This is a genomic window from Kaistia geumhonensis (assembly GCF_030815145.1).
GTDB classification, from domain to species: Bacteria; Pseudomonadota; Alphaproteobacteria; order Rhizobiales; family Kaistiaceae; genus Kaistia; species Kaistia geumhonensis.
The window spans coordinates 4320586-4336274 of sequence record NZ_JAUSWJ010000001.1 but is presented as its reverse complement, the minus strand read 5'-3'; the positions used below and the strand labels follow the sequence as shown (position 1 = coordinate 4336274).

The window sequence follows — 15689 nt, the reverse complement described above, 5'->3', positions numbered from 1 at the left end:
ACACACGCGAACACGGGCAGCGACAGGGGCCGGAGGCGCGGTCTCTCCTCGTCGCGCGACACGCTCGGACCCTGGACGCTCAAATTGACAGCGAATGTGTAAGGAGGCGTTAACCAGGGACGCCGGAATCAGATCGGCGTCGCTTCAGCGCATCGCCACGGCAGCCTCGATGTCGGGTTGGAGGCGGCAGAACGCCGGCATCAGCCGGGTGAATTACCGGGGACGATCTTCAGGGCGGCCATCTCGGGACAAGCGGTCACCCGCCGAGAAACGGCTCGACTTCGCCGCCGGGCAGCGGCAGGCCGAGGCGCTTGATCTCCCATTCGAGACGGACACCGCTCGTCGCCAGCACGCGGGCGCGTACCGTCTCGCCGAGCAGCTCCAGATCGTGAGCGGTCGCCTCGCCGGTATTGATCAGGAAGTTGCAGTGCATCTCCGAGACCTGCGCACCGCCGACGCGAAGGCCACGGCATCCGGCCGCATCGACGAGCTTCCAGGCGGAATGACCGGGCGGGTTCTTGAAGGTCGAGCCTCCGGTTTTCTCGCGGATCGGCTGCGCCCGTTCGCGATGCTCCTCGACGGCATCCATCGCCGCGCGGATCGTCTCCTGCGGGGCCGGCTCGCCCTGGTAGACAGCCTCGGTGAAGATGAGATCGTCGGCAGCGTCTGTATGGCGATAGGAGAAGCCCATCTCGGCATTGGTGAGCCTCTTGACCCGCCCGGCCCGGTCGACCGCCGTGACCTCGACGAGCCGCTCGCGCGTCTCGCCGCCATTGGCGCCGGCGTTCATGCGCAGCGCGCCGCCGATTCCGCCGGGAATGCCGTGATAGAACGCGAAGCCGGCGAGACCTTGCTCATAGGCGAAGGCCGCGACCCGCTTGTCGGGCAAGGCGGCACCGACGCGAATCCTGTCGCCATCGAGCCGTTCCATGTGCCCGAAACCCTTGGCGCTGAGGCGGATCACGACGCCGGGAATCCCGCCGTCGCGCACGAGGAGGTTCGATCCGACGCCGACGACCATCACCGGGATCTCGGAGGGCAGACGCTCGAGAAAGAGCGCGAGATCATCTTTGTCGGCCGGCTGGAACAGGACCTGTGCCGGGCCCCCGACGCGAAACCAGGTGATCGGCGCGAGCTCGAACTGCTTCGTAACCCGCCCCCGGATGCCTTCGAGGCTGAGGTCGAGGGATCCCATCGTCACGTCGATCCGCCGATCTTCTCGAGCTCGCCCGGCAGCGCATAGGCCCAGTTGGTGATCGAGCCGGCGCCGAGGCAGACGACATAGTCGCCGCTCTTCGCGAGGCTCGCGACGAGCGGCGCGAGACCTTCCGGCCCGTCGATCGCCCGCACGTCGCGATGGCCGCGCACCTTGAGGCCGTCCACCAGATGATCGCGGTCGGCCCCCTCGATCGGCGCCTCGCCCGCGGCATAGACGGGCGCGACGATGACGGTGTCGGCATCGTTGAAGCAGGTGCAGAAGCCGTCGAAGAGATCGTGCAGGCGGCTGTAGCGATGCGGCTGGACCACGGCGATGACGTGCGAGCGATGCGCCGCCGCGCGCGCCGCCTTGAGGACGGCGGCGATCTCGACCGGATGGTGGCCATAGTCGTCGAAGATCTCGACGCCCTTCCAGCTGCCGGTATGGGTGAAACGCCGCTTCACCCCGCCAAAGCCGGCGAGACCCTTGCGGATCGCCTCGTCGGAGATGCCGAGCTGGTGGGCGATCGCGATGGCTCCGGTCGCGTTCTGGACATTGTGTTCGCCGGGCATCGGCAGTGCGAGCCCGACGATGTCGCTGACGGCTCCGCTCGCGCGGTCGCGGATCGAGACGTTGAATCGCGACATCGAGCCTTCGGTGCGAAGATCGCTGTAGCGGACATCGGCCTGGGTGTTGACGCCATAGGTGATGATGCGGCGATCCTCGATACGCCCGATCAGCTTCTGAACCTCGGGATGATCGAGGCACATCACGGCAAAGCCGTAGAACGGGATGTTCTCGATGAACTGCTTGAAGGCGTCGCGCACCTTCTCGAACGATCCGTAGTGGTCGAGGTGCTCCGGGTCGATATTGGTGACCAGCGCGACATCCGCCGGCAGCTTGACGAAGCTGCCGTCGCTCTCGTCGGCCTCGACCACCACCCAGTCGCTCGCGCCGATGCGCGCATTGGTGCCATAGGCGTTGATGATGCCGCCATTGATCACGGTCGGATCGAAGCCACCGGCGTCGAGCAGCGCCGCGACCATCGAGGTCGTGGTCGTCTTGCCATGGGTGCCGGCTATGGCGATGGCGCTCTTGAGGCGCATCAGCTCGGCCAGCATCTCGGCCCGGCGCACGACCGGCAGCAGCCGCTCGCGGGCGGCCTTCAGCTCGGGATTGGCAGCCTTGATCGCCGAGGAGACGACGACCACGCGCGCATCGCCGAGATTGGCGGCGTCATGGCCGATCGCGATGGTGACGCCCTTGGAGCGGAGGCGCTGCACATTGGCGTTCTCGGCCGCGTCGGAGCCCTGAACCCGGTAGCCGAGATTGACCAGCACCTCGGCGATGCCGCTCATGCCGATGCCGCCGATGCCGACGAAATGAACCGGCCCGATATCCGTGGGCATTCTCACGATGGGGATTTCCCTCTTCTGCGGCCCGCGATCTCCTCGACGAGATCGGCGAGGCGTTCGACGGCGTCGGGGCGGCCGACCGAGCGGGCGGCGCGGGCGGCCTCGACGAGGCGCTCCGGCGCGTCGAGAAAGGCGGCGATATCGCCCGCGAGGCGCTCCGCCGTCAACTCCGCCTGCGGCACGATCCAGCCGCCGCCCGCCTTGGCGAGCACGGAGGCGTTGACGCTCTGGTCCTGGTCGATGGCATGCGGCAGCGGCACCATGATGCCCGGCCGGCCGATGACCGAGAGTTCGCTCACCGTCGAAGCGCCGGAACGGCAGAGCACGAGCTGGCTCGCGGCGATGCGGGCCGGCAGGTCGCGGAAGAAGGGCGCGAGTTCGGCGACGACGCCGAGGCGGGCATAGGATGCCTGCACGCGCTCGAGATCCTCCGGCCGGCACTGCTGAACGATCGAGAGGCGCGCGCGCTTCTCGGCGCCGAGCGCCTCCAGCGCGGGCGGCATGACATCGGAGAAGTAGCGCGCGCCCTGGCTGCCGCCGAACACGACCAGCCTCAGAAGCGCTCCCGGAACTGGCGGGTCATAGGGAACGCGGCTCGCATCGATCACGGCCTGCCGCACGGGATTGCCCGTCTGCACGACCCGCGTCCTGAGGCCCTCGGCATGACCGACGCTGGCAAACGAGGTCGCGAGCGCGGTCACGCGCGGCGCCAGCAGCCGGTTGGCGCGACCCAGCACGGCATTGGCGTCATGCACGATCGTCGGCACGCCGAGATGCGCGGCTGCGAGCATCGGTGGCACGGTCGGATAGCCGCCGAAGCCGACGGCGACATCCGGGCGGATGCGGCGGATGACGCCCTTGGCCTGACGGTAGCCGCCATAGAGGCTCCAGGCGGCGGACAGCATCACCAGCGGCGATTTCACCGAAGGCGTCGCCGAGCGGATGATATGCGTCTCCGCCGCCGGAAAATTCTGGCCATAGGCCTCGACGCGATGGTCGGTGGCGAGGTGGATGGTCCACCCCCGGGCCACCAGGACATGGGCGAGCGCCTCGGCCGGGAAAAGATGGCCGCCGGTTCCGCCGGCCGAGAGGAGAACCGTGCCGGCCACGATCTCAGGCCGTCCCGACCTTGGCCTCGCCGCCATGATAGCGGCCGAAGCCGGCGGTGAGGCGGATCGGCTCGAAGCGGCGGCGCGTGAGCGCCAGGACGAGGCCCATCTGGAAGGCCAGCGCCAGCATCGACGAGCCGCCATAGGAGATGAAGGGCAGCGTCATGCCCTTGGCGGGCATCAGGTTGAGATTGACCGACATGTTGATCACGGACTGCACCCCGAACATCACGAGAAGCCCCGCCGCGCCGAGGCGGATGAAGGGATCCTCGTTCTTCATCGAATGGCTGAGGCCGCGCACGACGATAAAGGCGAAGATGAGCATCAGGCCGATGCAGAAGAGGACGCCGTATTCCTCGGCGGCAACGGCGAAGATGAAGTCGGTATGGCTGTCCGGCAGGATCTTCTTGGCGATGCCCTCGCCCGGACCGCGGCCGAAGAGACCGCCGCCGAGGATCGACTGAAGCGCGGTGTCGACCTGGAACGTATCGCCGGTGGCCGGATCGAGGAAGCGGTTGATGCGGCCGGCGAAGTGCGGAAACACCGTATAGGCGGCCACGACGCCGCCGGCACCGAGGCCGGCGAGCGCGGCGATCCAGTACCAGGAGAGGCCCGCCATGAAGAACAGCGACGACCAGGCGATGACCACGAGCATGGTCTGGCCGAGATCGGGCTGGGCGACGAGCAGCGCCACGACGATGGTGAGCAGCAGGATCGCGAAGATGTTGCCGGGAATGTCGCTGCGACGCTCATGCTCGGTGAAGAGCCAGGCCGAGAGGATCACGAAGGCCGGCTTCATGAATTCCGACGGCTGCAGCGAGAAGCCGAGCACGTTGATCCAGCGCCGTGCGCCCTTGACCTCCTGGCCGATGAACAGCGTCAGGAACATGAGCACGACGGCGAGGATGAAGACGATCAGCGCCGCGCGGCGCGCGTCGCGCGGCGACAGCATCGATGTCAGCACCATGATCGCGATGGTCGGGATCAGGAAGGCGACGTGGCGCTCGGTGAAATGGAAGCTGTCGAGCCCGATGCGCTCGGCCACCGGCGGGCTGCCTGCGAGCGACAGGATCACGCCGATGAACATCAGCGCAAGCAGCGAGAAGAGAAGATACTTGTCGACGGTCCACCACCACTCGGCGATGACGCCGCGATCGGCCCTGCTCACCATCACCTGACCTCCTCGGTGGCGCCCGCGGCAGCGCGGGCGAGGACGAGTTCGCGGAAATGATCGCCGCGCTTCTCGAAGTTGCGATACTGGTCGAAGGAGGCACAGGCGGGCGACAGAAGCACCACCGGCTCCGCCGCATCGTCGCGCGCGGCGTCTTCCGCCGCCGCCGCGACGGCGCGCTCCATCGTGCCGCATTTCACGGCCGAGACCTTGCCTTCCAGCGTCGCAGCGAAGGCATCCGACGCGGCACCGATCAGATAGGCGCGCGCGATCCTGCCGAAATAGGGGGCGAGGCTGTCGATGCCGCCGGTCTTCGGCTTCCCGCCGAGGATCCAGTAGATGTGGTCGAAGCTCGCCAGCGCCTTTTCGGCGGCGTCGGCATTGGTCGCCTTGGAATCGTTCACGAAGAGAACGTGTCCGATCTTCGCCACCTCCTCCATCCGGTGTGCGAGACCGGGGAAGGACTTGAGCCCCTTCTCGATGACATCGTCGGAGAGGCCGAGCAGCCGCGCGCTGGCGATCGCCGCGGCCGCGTTCTGGGCGTTGTGCGTGCCGCGCAGCGAGCCGATGCCGGCGAGATCGGCGACCTGCCGCGTGCTGGCGTCCACCGCCTCGTAGATGTAACTGCCTTCGGCATAGTAGCCGTCGGTCACGGGCCGGCGGACCGAGATCCGTTCGACCTTGCGGCCGTGATGGTCGATCGCCGAAGCGATATCGGCCGACCAGTCGTCATCGACGCCGACGACCGCCGCGTCGGCGCCGGCGACGAGCCGCGCCTTGATGGCCGCGTAGTTCTCCATCGTGCCGTGCCGGTCGAGGTGATCCTCGGTCAGGTTGAGCAGGATGCCGACGGACGGATCGATGCTCGGCGCGAGGTCGATCTGGAAGGACGAGCATTCCACGACATAGACGCGCTCGTCCGTGATCGGCTCCAGGGAGAGGATCGCCGTGCCGATATTGCCGCCGAGCTGCACATCCCAGCCGGCGCTCGCGAAGAGATGCGCGATCAGCGCGGTCGTGGTGGATTTTCCGTTGGTGCCGGTGATGGCGATGAACGGCGCATCCGGCGCCACGGCGCGGCGCTCGCGGCAGAAGAGCTCGATATCGCCGATGATCTCGATGCCCGCCGCCTTGGCCTTCACGGCGGTCCAGTGCGGCTCGGGATGGGTCAGCGGCACGCCGGGCGCCAGCACCAGCGCCGCGAGCGAGGAGAAATCGAGCGCGCGCAGATCCGCGGTCGGCACGCCGCGCGCCGCGGCATTGGCGACGGAATCGGGGTTGTCGTCGAAGGCGAAGACCTCGGCGCCGCCGGCGACCAGCGCCTCCGCGGTCACGAGGCCGCTCCCGCCGAGCCCGAAGACGGCGACCTTGCGTCCGGCGAAGACGGTGACCGGGATCATCGCCTCACCTCAGCTTGAGGCTGGAGAGGCCGACCAGCGCGAGCACGATGGCGATGATCCAGAAGCGGATCACGACCTGCGGCTCGGTCCAGCCAAGCTGCTCGAAATGATGATGGATCGGCGCCATCTTGAAGACGCGCTTGCCGGTCAGCTTGAACGACGCGACCTGGATGATGACCGAGACCGCCTCGAGCACGAAGAGGCCGCCGATGATGGCGAGCACGATCTCGTGCTTGGTGGCGACGGCGATGGCGCCGAGCATGCCGCCCAGCGCCAGCGATCCCGTATCGCCCATGAAGATCGCGGCCGGCGGGGCGTTGAACCACAGGAAGCCGAGCCCCGCGCCGAAGAGCGCGCCGCAGAGCACGGCGAGTTCGCCCGTGCCGGGCACGAAATGGATCTGCAGATATTCCGCGAAGATCGCGTTGCCGGAGAGATAGGCCATCAGCCCGAAGCTCGCGCCGGCGACCATCACCGGGACGATCGCGAGCCCGTCGAGGCCGTCGGTGAGGTTCACGGCATTGCCGGCGCCGACGATGACGAAGGCGCCGAAGGGAATGAAAAACCAGCCGAGATCGATGACGAACGACTTGACGAAGGGGAAGGTCAGCGAGTCGGCGAGCGGCCCGCCGGAGAGACGCGAGATGACGTAGCAGCCGATCGCCGCGATGACGAACTCGACGGCCAGGCGCGAGCGGCCGGAGAAGCCCTTGTGGCTCTGCTTCGTGACCTTCAGATAGTCGTCATAGAAGCCGATGAGGCCGAAGCCGATGGTGACGCCGAGCACGACCCAGACATAGAAGCTGGTGAGATTGGCCCACAGCAGCGTCGACACGATGACCCCGAACAGGATCATCAGGCCGCCCATGGTCGGCGTGCCCTTCTTGGTGAGGAGATGGCTCTGAGGCCCGTCCTCGCGGATCGGCTGGCCCTTGCCCTGCTTGGTGCGCAGCGCGCGGATGATCATCGGCCCGAACAGGAACACGACGATGAGCGCCGTCATCGTCGCGCCGCCGACGCGGAAGGTGATGTAGCGGAAGACGTTGAGGGCCGAGAACTGCGCCGAGAGATCCCCGAGGAAGTAGAGCATCAGGCGGGTCCTTCGATCTCGGATAACGGCGCGTCGGTGCCGGCCGCGGGCGGCGGGAAATGGTTGATCAATCGCTCGACCAGAGGCGTCATGCGGCTCCCCTTCGAGCCCTTGACCATGATCACGTCGCCGTCTGCGAGGGCGGCCTCGAGAATCACGTCGAGCTCTTCCGCCGTTTCCGCATAATGGCCCTTGATGGCGGTCGGCAAGGCCTCCCACAACGCGGCCATGCGCGGCCCGGCGAGGAGCACCGCGTCGATGCCCGCCTCGGCGAGCGGCTCGGCGAGGCCGGCATGCAGCGCCATCTCCTCCGGGCCGAGTTCCAGCATGTCGCCGAGCACCGCGAAACGGCGGCCGGCGGGTCCGGGACGCGCCGCCGCGAGCACGGAGATGGCAGCCCGCATGGAGGTGGGATTGGCGTTGTAGCTCTCGTCGATCAGGAGCGCGCTGCCCTCCGCGAGGCCGAGCACATGCTGCGCACCCCTCCCCTTCGGCGCCGCCATGCTGCCGAGCGCATCGGCGGCGGCGTCGAGATCGCCGCCGAGAAGCTGCACCGCCAGAAGGGTCGCAAGCGCGTTCTGGACGAGATGGCGCCCGGGAGCGCCGAGCGTGAACGATACCTCGCGGCCGAGGATGTCGGCCCGCGCCCTGGAGCCCTCCGGCAGCAGATCGAGCGCCGTCAGCCGCGCCTCGGCATCGGCGTTCTCGCCGAAACCGAGCACGCGATCGACGCCAGCATCGATCGCCATCAACGCCAGCGGCTCGAACTGCGGGTTGTCGCGATTGAGGATGGCGGCGCCGCCCCGTTCGATCCCGTGGAAGATCTCGGCCTTGGCGCGCGTGATGCCGGCGATGCCGTCGGGGAAGAACTCGACATGCACCGGCGCGATGGTGGTGATGATGCCGACATGCGGACGAACCATGCGCACGAGCGGATCGATCTCGCCGGGATGGTTCATGCCGATCTCGAACACCGCGAAGCGGGTATCGGCCGGCATCCGGGCGAGCGTCAGCGGCACGCCCCAGTGATTGTTGAACGAGGCCGGTGAATAGTGGACCGGCCCGGACGCGGCGAGGCAGCGCGCCAGCATCTCCTTGGTGGTGGTCTTGCCGACGCTGCCGGTCACGGCGGCGACGGAGGCGATCGTCCGCTCGCGCGCTGCCTGGCCGAGCAGTTCGAGCGCCTTCAGCACGTCCTCGACCACGACGAGCGGGATCGTGAGCCTGCCGAGCGCGGCCAGCCGCTCCTCGGCGATCACCGCGAGCGCGGCACCCTGCGCGGCAGCCTTGCCGACGAAATCGTGCCCGTCGAACTGCTCGCCGCGGATCGCGAAGAAGGCGTCGCCGGGGATGATCGTGCGGCTATCGATCGAGATGCCGCTGATCGGCGGCGTCGCGATGCCGGTGGGGCGGCCGCGCATCGCGGCCACGAAGTCTTCGAAGGTCCAGAGAAGTCCTGTCATGCAGCGTCCTCCCGGGCGATCGCCGCGGCGACAGCCTCGTGGTCGGAGAAGTGATGGACGACACCCTTCACGATCTGGCCGGTCTCGTGGCCTTTGCCGGCGACGCAGAGCACATCGCCGGGGCCCAGCATGGCGACCGCTTCAGCGATGGCACGCCCGCGGTCGCCGATCTCGATCGCGCCGGGCGCCGCCGCGAGAATGGCGGCGCGGATCGCCGCCGGCTCTTCCGAGCGGGGATTGTCGTCGGTGACGATCACGACATCGGCCCGCCGCGTCGCGACCTCGCCCATGAAGGGACGCTTGCCCGGATCGCGGTCTCCTCCGGCGCCGAAGACGACGACGAGCTTGCCCGATGTCATCGGTCGCAGCGCGGCGAGCGCATTGTCGAGCGCATCCGGCTTGTGGGCATAGTCGACGAACACCGCGCCACCGGAGCGCGTGACGCCGACCTTCTCGAGCCGACCGGGCGCCCCTTCGAGCCCCGCCAGCGCATCGATCGCGACCCGCGCCGGCACGCCGACGGCGATCGCGAGGCCCGCGGCGACGAGCGCGTTGGAGACCTGGAACGCGCCGGCGAGCGGCAGCTCGACCATCATCGGCTCGCCGAACACGTCGAGCTCCAGCACCTGGCGCAGTCCATCGGGAACGGCGGAGAGAAGGCGGATCGACGTCCCGGCCGCACCTGTCGTGAGGATCGCCTGTCCGCGATCGCCGGCGATGGTGGCGACGCGGGCGGCAAAGGGGCCGTCGGCATCGATCACCGCCGTCGCACCCTCGGGCAGGAGCTCCGCGAAGAGCCGCATCTTGGCCGCGAAATAGTCCTCGACCGTCGCGTGATAATCCATGTGATCCCGGCCGAGATTGGTGAAGGCGCCGGCTTGCAGCCGCACGCCGTCGAGACGGTGCTGGTCGAGACCGTGGCTCGACGCCTCCAGCGCGGCATGGGTGACGCCGTCGAGGACGAGGTCGTTCAGCGTCGAGTGCAGCTCGACCGGATCGGGAGTCGTCAGGCTGCCATAGACGGAGCCCTGCGGACCGACGACGCCGATGGTGCCGATCGAGGCGGCGGCATGGCCGGCCGCGGCGAAGATCTGGCGCGCGAAGACGGCGACCGAGGTCTTGCCGGCCGTGCCGGTCACGGCGACCAGCTTTTCCGGCTGCAGGGGATAGAATCGCGCGGCGAGGCGGGCGAGCGCCGAGCGCGGCTCTTCGGCCCTGAGCACCGGCACGCCGGGATCCGCGGCGAGCGATGCATCGGCCGCGCAGAGCACCGCCGCTGCACCGCGCGCGACGGCATCTCCGATGAAACCGAGACCGTCGCTGGAGACGCCGCGCAACGCGGCGAAGAGATAGCCCGGCTTCACGGCGCGGCTGTCGGCGGTCATGCCCCGGACCGTCACGTCCGCGAATTCCGGTCGGATCGGATAATCGGTCCCGGCAAGGAGGCCGAGCGGCATGGTCGGGCTAGGTCGCATGGATGGAGCGTTCCTCGTGGTCGATGGAGCCGGAAGGGCGGCTCCATCTGCGCTCAATACGACACGAGCATGGCATCGGGGTGGCCTTCCTGCTCCGTCCTCGGCTGGACGCCGAGAAAGGCGGCAGAGCGGCGGATCACGTTTCCGGCGACATAGGCTGCGTTCCAGGCAGCCAGCGCCGGCAGTCCCGGCTTCTCCGATTTCGGATCGTCGACCGAGACGAGAAGCACATATTCCGGGTCGTCCATCGGGAATGTCGCGAGGAACGAGTTGAGGTAATGCCCCTCGACATAGCGTCCGTTCGCGATCTTCTCGGCCGTACCCGTCTTGCCGCCCACGACATAGCCCGGAACGTCTGCATGGCGGCCCGAACCGTTGACGGCGTTGTAGCGGAACAGCCAGCGCATCTCGTCACTGGTCTTCTTCGAGACCATCGGCGTGGCCAGCGCCATCGCCTGCTCCTGCGTGCGCGGGAAGAAGGTGGGCGACAGGAAGTTGCCGCCATTGACCAGTGCGACGTCGCCCATGGCGGCCTGCATCGGCGTGATCGCGATGCCGTGTCCGAAGGCGACGGTCATCTGGGCGGCCGTGCTCCAGCGGCGCGGCACCTGAGGCGTGGCCACCTCCGGCAGCTCGGTCTTGAGCTTGGTCGAGAGGCCGAACTTCTTCAGATAGTCCTGCTGCGTCTCCTGGCCGATCGCGAGCGCCATCTTCGCGGTGCCGATATTGGACGAATAGCGGAAGATTTCGGGGACCGAGAGATAGCGCCCCTCGGGATGGGAGTCGCGGATCAGCTGCCGCCCGACGCGGATCGGAGAGCGGGCATCGAAGCTGTCCGTCATCTTCACCTTGCCGCTGTCGAGCGCCATGGCGAAGGTGAAGCTCTTGAAGACGGAGCCCAGCTCGAAGGTGCCTGCCGTGATCCTGTTGAGGCGATCCGGCTTGTTGGCGTCGACAGGGTCGTTGGGATCGAAATCGGGGAGCGACGCGAGGGCGATCACCTCGCCCGTCTTGGCGTTCACCAGAACGCCCATCGCCGCCACCGCCCTATATTTCTGCATGGCGCCGACGAGTTCGTCGCGCAGGACGTGCTGGACGCGGAGGTCGATCGAGAGACGCACCGGCTCCTGCGCATTGGTCTTCATCGCGAAGCCGGCATTGTGCAGGTCGGAGAGGCCGCGTTCGTCGACGGTCCGCTCGATGCCCGCGATGCCCTGGTTGTCGATATTGACGAGGCCGACGATATGCGCCGCGGCTGGACCGCCCGGATAGAAGCGCTTGTTCTCAGTCAGGAAGCCGACGCCCGGGATGCCGAGGTCATGGATCTGCGCCTGCTGGGTCGGCGTGATCTCGCGCTTCACCCAGACGAAACCCGCCTTGGTCGACAGCTTCTTGCGCAGCGCCGTCGCGTCGAGGTCCTGCAACACGCTGGTGATGAGCTCGGTCGCCTCGTCGGGATCGACGATCTTGTTCGGCTCGGCATAGAGCGAGGCGGTGCGGATGTCCGTCGCCAGGATCTCGCCGTTGCGATCGACGATGTCGGGACGGGCTGTGGCGACCGCCGAGGCGGCGCTGCCGCGCGCCGCCGCGTCCGCCGGCTCGCTGGCGCCGAGCTGGACCAGCCGGCCGCCGATGATCCCATAAAGAAGGACGAAGGCGCCGACCGCGAGCACGATGCGGCTGCGCGTCTGTTCCTGCCGCTTGCGGGCTGCGACCGCGGCGCTCTCGTCTCGCGCCAGCGGAGCGCGGTTCAACGTTTCGGGATGATCAGTGAGCGTCATCGTCATTCGAGATATCCCGTCTGCAGCTCGGCGGGCGAGGCGAGCGGCACCGGCTTTCGCACGGCGGGCTCGGTATGCTTGATCGAAGCGGCGGTCTTGGCAGCGTCGGCGGACTTCGCCGCGGCGGTCTTGGACGAAGGCGGCTTGGGCAGCTTGGGCGCCGTTGCGACGCTGCCGGTCCGCACCGGATCGACGCCGCTCGCCGCGCTCGCGGTGAGGAGATCGAGCGGCTTGCCCGGCATCTGGCCGCCGCCGGCGGGAATCGGCCCACGACCGGGAACGTCGCTGAGGCGGGCGAGCTGGCGGACGTCGAGAGGCTTCAGGCCGAGATATTCGCTGTAGCGCTCGACGAGCGCCTGCAGGCGGGACGGCTGGTCGAGAACGCCCCACTCGGCCTTGAGCACGGCGAGCTGCTGTTTCTCGCGGGCGATCTCGGCGCGGAGCTGCATAACATGGTCGGCGGCGCGGCCGGCGCTGTCCTTCATCGCATAGGTCACGACCGCGACGGCGATCATCAGGCTGACCCAGAAGATGTTCCAGCCGCGCTTCATTGCGAACGCTCCGCCTTGAGGGGTGGCAGCGACGGAACGCCCGCCGCCTCTCTGTCGAAGGGACGCGCCGGCGCCTCGGTGCGGATGGCCGCCCGCAGCTTCGCCGAACGGGCCCGCGGATTGCGCGCGATCTCGTCGTCGCCGGCGTTTACGGGGCCCTTGCCGACGAGCGTGAAGGTCGGCGCCGCGACGCTGCGTTCCGGCATGTGGCGCGAGCCCCCTGCCCGCTCCTCGCTGCGATCGGCGAGGAAGCGCTTGACGATGCGATCTTCGAGAGAATGGAAAGAGACGACGACGAGGCGGCCGCCTGGCCTCAGCACGCGCTCGGCGGCGGCCAGGGCGTCGGCCAGTTCGTCGAGTTCCTCGTTCACGAAGATGCGGAGCGCCTGGAAGCTGCGCGTCGCGGGATGGATCGTGTCGGTGGGCTTGCGGCCCACCACGCGCTCGATGAGCCCGGCCAGCGCCGCGGTGGTGGTGAAAGGCGTCGCGCCACGGTCTTCTGCGATCGCGCGTGCCACGGCGCCCGCCCGGCGCTCTTCCCCGAGGACGGAGAGGATGCGGGCGAGGTCGCGCGGCGCCATGGTGTTGACGATGTCGGCGGCGCTCGGCCCCGATCGCGCCATGCGCATGTCGAGCGGGCCGTCGAAGCGGAACGAGAAGCCGCGCTCCGCCTCGTCGATCTGCATGGACGAGACGCCGATATCGAGCACGACGCCGTCGACCGCGGCATGCCCGGCTGCCTCCGCGACGCTGTCCAGGGCGCCGAAGCGGTCCTCGACCAGCGTCAGCCGTCCGGCGGCCTCCGCGACCAGGCCGGCGCCGCCGGCGATCGCGGTCGGATCGCGGTCGATCGCGATCACGTCCGCGCCGGCCGCGAGGATCGCACGCGAATAGCCGCCGAGCCCGAACGTGCCGTCGATGATGGTTTCGCCCGCTCTCGGCGCCAGCGCGGCAAGCACCTCGGCGAGCATGACGGGAATGTGGCGCGGAGCGGTCTCTGCCGTCATGCCGACTCTCCCGGCTCGCGGCGCCCGCCGAGACGACGACGCAGGTCGCGCACCCGGTTCTTCGCCGCCTCGCGATAGGAGAGGAAACGCTCCGGTTCCCAGATCTGGAACTTGTAGCCCTGCCCGACGAAGGTCACGGTATCGCCGATCCCGGCATGGGCCTTGATCGCCTCGGAGAGCGCGACGCGCCCCTCCGGATCGACCTTCAGGATCTCGCTCTCGCCGATCAGCGTCGTCGACAGCAGCTCGTGATCCTCCGAGAAAGGCTCGAACAGGGCCAGCATGGCGCGGATCTGCTCCCGGAGCCGATGGCCCCCGGCATCCACAGCATTCTGATCCAGCGTCGGACAACAATAGAGCCCCTCGAAACCGTCACGCGCCAGCACTGAGCGGAAGGCTGCGGGAATGGAGACCCGCCCCTTCGAATCCAGCCGGTTCGTGAAGGTGGAAACGAACTCGTCCATTGCCCCTCAGGCCGCTCCGGAAGCGACACGCGAAATCCCGTTCCGCCGCCCGCTTCCGAGCACGGATGAGAACCCACGGACGCAGACTGGAAACGCTCGCCCGGGACGCGGAAGGGGCCCAAAGCACGGCTGCGATAGCCGAAGGCGACCCCTTCGTTCCGGGACGATTTGGGATACCATGGGAGGACATGGGCGTCAATGGAATGGCTCTCCGCGGCCGGCCGGCCACCGTGGAAAACCATGGAACCGTTAAGATTAATTTTCCGTTGCAAATCCTTGCTTTGCCGGCGTTTCTGCGACGGCCCGAGGCACGCGAAACGCCCCGCACGACCGGTGGACAACCGGAGGCGCGGCAGTCTGTCTCGGACGGCGATGAAAGGGGTGTCGAGGGGGTGATCGCCCATGCGCGCCCATGCTTCGAAGGACGGCAGCAAAGTGCGCGGATGTTCCGGAAAGGTCAGCGCCAGCTGGCCTGTAAGCCGGGTTCTGTAAGGCGGTGGCGAACCACCGCGTGACGACCATTCATCTTGGGCGGCCGTTGCCGGACGCCTCGCGCGACCTACCCGGGCGGCGGGCCTGGAAACAGGCCTGGGCATGAGCCCATGCCGCCCCTATTCGGTCTTGCTCCCGGTGGGGTTTGCCGTGCCGTCCCCATTGCTGGGTCCGCGGTGGGCTCTTACCCCACCCTTTCACCCTGACCCGACATGCCCCGAAAGGCTTGCCGGGCGGACTGCTCTCTGTGGCACTTTCCCTGGGGTCGCCCCCGCCGGACGTTATCCGGCACCGTGTTTCCGTGGAGCCCGGACTTTCCTCCCCGGCGACCTTTCGGTCCTGCAGGGGCGGTCGTCCGGCCAGCTGGCCCGGCTAGCACCTATGGGGGAAGCCGCCGGGGGTCAAGCCCGCCTGGACGGCGACCTCCGCCGCGCGGACCACGGCTCGCCCGGTCCATGCCGCGGCATCAGTTCATGGCGATGATCTGGCGGACCTTGCCGCAATAGGCGAGCGGTCCCTTGGACATGCGCTTCGCCGCATGCCCCGCATTGTAGCGAAGGATGGTGCCGCAGAGGTCGCCGCCGGCGAGTTTCCGCGCTGCGCCGAGATATTCCATGCCGTAGCGGATGTTGGTCTCCGGCTCGTAGAGCTTCTTGGCCGAGCCGCGATAGCCCATGCCGCGCGCCGTCGACAGCTTCACCTGCATCAGCCCGATCTCGCCGGCCGAGCCACGCAGTTTTGGATTGTAGTTGCTCTCGACGTTGACCACCGCATGCGCAAGCGAAACGGGGACGTCATTTTCCGCTGCGTAGCGCGCGATCAGCTCGTCGTAGCGGCTGTTGCCCCGGTCGGCGGCGGCGATCCGGGTGGCGTTCGAGGAAAGGAGCCGGGCGGAGCCAGCCTCGGCGGGGATGATGGAATTCAGCATGGCCGAGCAGGCGAACAGCGCGGCCAGGCCGGTTACGCGGACGACATTCATACGCGACGGGTACTCGCTTCGTTGACGATGGCCTCGCTTTCGCGGCGGAACTGTCCCGAAATGGGGCGGTGAGGCGCCCATCCCGAGGCGTCGA

At 68.1% G+C, this 15689-nt stretch carries 13 protein-coding genes and 1 other RNA gene; all 14 read right to left on the bottom strand.

Going from position 1 to position 15689, the window contains the following annotated elements:
- Positions 1–256: 256 nt before the first annotated feature.
- Positions 257–1195, bottom strand: coding sequence for a UDP-N-acetylmuramate dehydrogenase (murB, locus tag QO015_RS20575; RefSeq protein ID WP_266284325.1), 939 nt, complete (start codon positions 1193–1195; stop codon positions 257–259).
- A 2-nt stretch (positions 1196–1197) separates the two neighbouring features.
- Positions 1198–2607 carry a UDP-N-acetylmuramate--L-alanine ligase gene (gene murC / locus QO015_RS20570; protein WP_370877476.1) on the bottom strand — a complete coding sequence of 470 codons (1410 nt, stop codon included), beginning with the start codon at positions 2605–2607 and terminating at the stop codon, positions 1198–1200.
- A 2-nt stretch (positions 2608–2609) separates the two neighbouring features.
- Positions 2610–3722 carry an undecaprenyldiphospho-muramoylpentapeptide beta-N-acetylglucosaminyltransferase gene (gene murG, locus QO015_RS20565; RefSeq protein ID WP_266284003.1) on the bottom strand — a complete coding sequence of 371 codons (1113 nt, stop codon included), beginning with the start codon at positions 3720–3722 and terminating at the stop codon, positions 2610–2612.
- A gap of 4 nt (positions 3723–3726) precedes the next feature.
- A complete protein-coding gene (ftsW, locus tag QO015_RS20560; RefSeq protein ID WP_266284001.1) occupies positions 3727–4893 on the bottom strand; it encodes a putative lipid II flippase FtsW in 1167 nt (388 codons plus the stop codon).
- A complete protein-coding gene (gene murD / locus QO015_RS20555) occupies positions 4893–6293 on the bottom strand; it encodes a UDP-N-acetylmuramoyl-L-alanine--D-glutamate ligase (protein ID WP_266283999.1) in 1401 nt (466 codons plus the stop codon). Before murD ends, ftsW begins: the two co-directional genes overlap by 1 nt.
- 4 nt (positions 6294–6297) lie before the next feature.
- Positions 6298–7383 carry a phospho-N-acetylmuramoyl-pentapeptide-transferase gene (gene mraY, locus QO015_RS20550; RefSeq protein ID WP_266283998.1) on the bottom strand — a complete coding sequence of 362 codons (1086 nt, stop codon included), beginning with the start codon at positions 7381–7383 and terminating at the stop codon, positions 6298–6300.
- Complete coding sequence (locus QO015_RS20545; RefSeq protein WP_266283996.1) at positions 7383–8846, bottom strand: UDP-N-acetylmuramoylalanyl-D-glutamyl-2,6-diaminopimelate--D-alanyl-D-alanine ligase; 1464 nt, start codon at positions 8844–8846, stop codon at positions 7383–7385. Before QO015_RS20545 ends, mraY begins: the two co-directional genes overlap by 1 nt.
- Positions 8843–10303, bottom strand: coding sequence for a UDP-N-acetylmuramoyl-L-alanyl-D-glutamate--2,6-diaminopimelate ligase (locus QO015_RS20540; protein ID WP_266284324.1), 1461 nt, complete (start codon positions 10301–10303; stop codon positions 8843–8845). The genes QO015_RS20545 and QO015_RS20540 overlap by 4 nt, the downstream gene beginning before the upstream one ends.
- Positions 10304–10374: 71 nt before the next feature.
- The gene (locus QO015_RS20535) at positions 10375–12108 is read right to left on the bottom strand and encodes a peptidoglycan D,D-transpeptidase FtsI family protein (protein ID WP_266283994.1); all 1734 of its coding nucleotides are present in this window, start codon (positions 12106–12108) and stop codon (positions 10375–10377) included.
- Complete coding sequence (gene ftsL / locus QO015_RS20530) at positions 12105–12653, bottom strand: cell division protein FtsL (protein ID WP_266283993.1); 549 nt, start codon at positions 12651–12653, stop codon at positions 12105–12107. Before ftsL ends, QO015_RS20535 begins: the two co-directional genes overlap by 4 nt.
- Positions 12650–13660 carry a 16S rRNA (cytosine(1402)-N(4))-methyltransferase RsmH gene (gene rsmH / locus QO015_RS20525; RefSeq protein WP_266283992.1) on the bottom strand — a complete coding sequence of 337 codons (1011 nt, stop codon included), beginning with the start codon at positions 13658–13660 and terminating at the stop codon, positions 12650–12652. The genes ftsL and rsmH overlap by 4 nt, the downstream gene beginning before the upstream one ends.
- A complete protein-coding gene (locus QO015_RS20520; RefSeq protein ID WP_266283991.1) occupies positions 13657–14124 on the bottom strand; it encodes a division/cell wall cluster transcriptional repressor MraZ in 468 nt (155 codons plus the stop codon). Before QO015_RS20520 ends, rsmH begins: the two co-directional genes overlap by 4 nt.
- Before the next feature lie 459 nt (positions 14125–14583).
- Positions 14584–14983: RNase P RNA component class A (rnpB, locus tag QO015_RS20515), an RNA gene on the bottom strand.
- 99 nt (positions 14984–15082) lie between these two features.
- On the bottom strand, positions 15083–15595 hold the full coding sequence (locus QO015_RS20510) for a lytic transglycosylase domain-containing protein (protein WP_266283990.1): 513 nt from the start codon (positions 15593–15595) through the stop codon (positions 15083–15085).
- Between the last annotated feature and the right edge of the window lie 94 nt (positions 15596–15689).

What these genes read in the sequence shown, in the direction of transcription:
- murC (WP_370877476.1), bottom strand. Translation starts at nt 2,607, where the DNA reads ATGCCCACGGATATCGGGCCGGTTCATTTCGTCGGCATCGGCGGCATC.
- QO015_RS20545 (WP_266283996.1), bottom strand. Translation starts at nt 8,846, where the DNA reads ATGACAGGACTTCTCTGGACCTTCGAAGACTTCGTGGCCGCGATGCGC.
- QO015_RS20510 (WP_266283990.1), bottom strand. Translation starts at nt 15,595, where the DNA reads ATGAATGTCGTCCGCGTAACCGGCCTGGCCGCGCTGTTCGCCTGCTCG.
- QO015_RS20540 (WP_266284324.1), bottom strand. Translation starts at nt 10,303, where the DNA reads ATGCCGCTCGGCCTCCTTGCCGGGACCGATTATCCGATCCGACCGGAA.
- QO015_RS20520 (WP_266283991.1), bottom strand. Translation starts at nt 14,124, where the DNA reads ATGGACGAGTTCGTTTCCACCTTCACGAACCGGCTGGATTCGAAGGGG.
- QO015_RS20535 (WP_266283994.1), bottom strand. Translation starts at nt 12,108, where the DNA reads ATGACGATGACGCTCACTGATCATCCCGAAACGTTGAACCGCGCTCCG.
- murB (WP_266284325.1), bottom strand. Translation starts at nt 1,195, where the DNA reads ATGGGATCCCTCGACCTCAGCCTCGAAGGCATCCGGGGGCGGGTTACG.
- rsmH (WP_266283992.1), bottom strand. Translation starts at nt 13,660, where the DNA reads ATGACGGCAGAGACCGCTCCGCGCCACATTCCCGTCATGCTCGCCGAG.
- murD (WP_266283999.1), bottom strand. Translation starts at nt 6,293, where the DNA reads ATGATCCCGGTCACCGTCTTCGCCGGACGCAAGGTCGCCGTCTTCGGG.
- ftsW (WP_266284001.1), bottom strand. Translation starts at nt 4,893, where the DNA reads ATGGTGAGCAGGGCCGATCGCGGCGTCATCGCCGAGTGGTGGTGGACC.
- mraY (WP_266283998.1), bottom strand. Translation starts at nt 7,383, where the DNA reads ATGCTCTACTTCCTCGGGGATCTCTCGGCGCAGTTCTCGGCCCTCAAC.
- ftsL (WP_266283993.1), bottom strand. Translation starts at nt 12,653, where the DNA reads ATGAAGCGCGGCTGGAACATCTTCTGGGTCAGCCTGATGATCGCCGTC.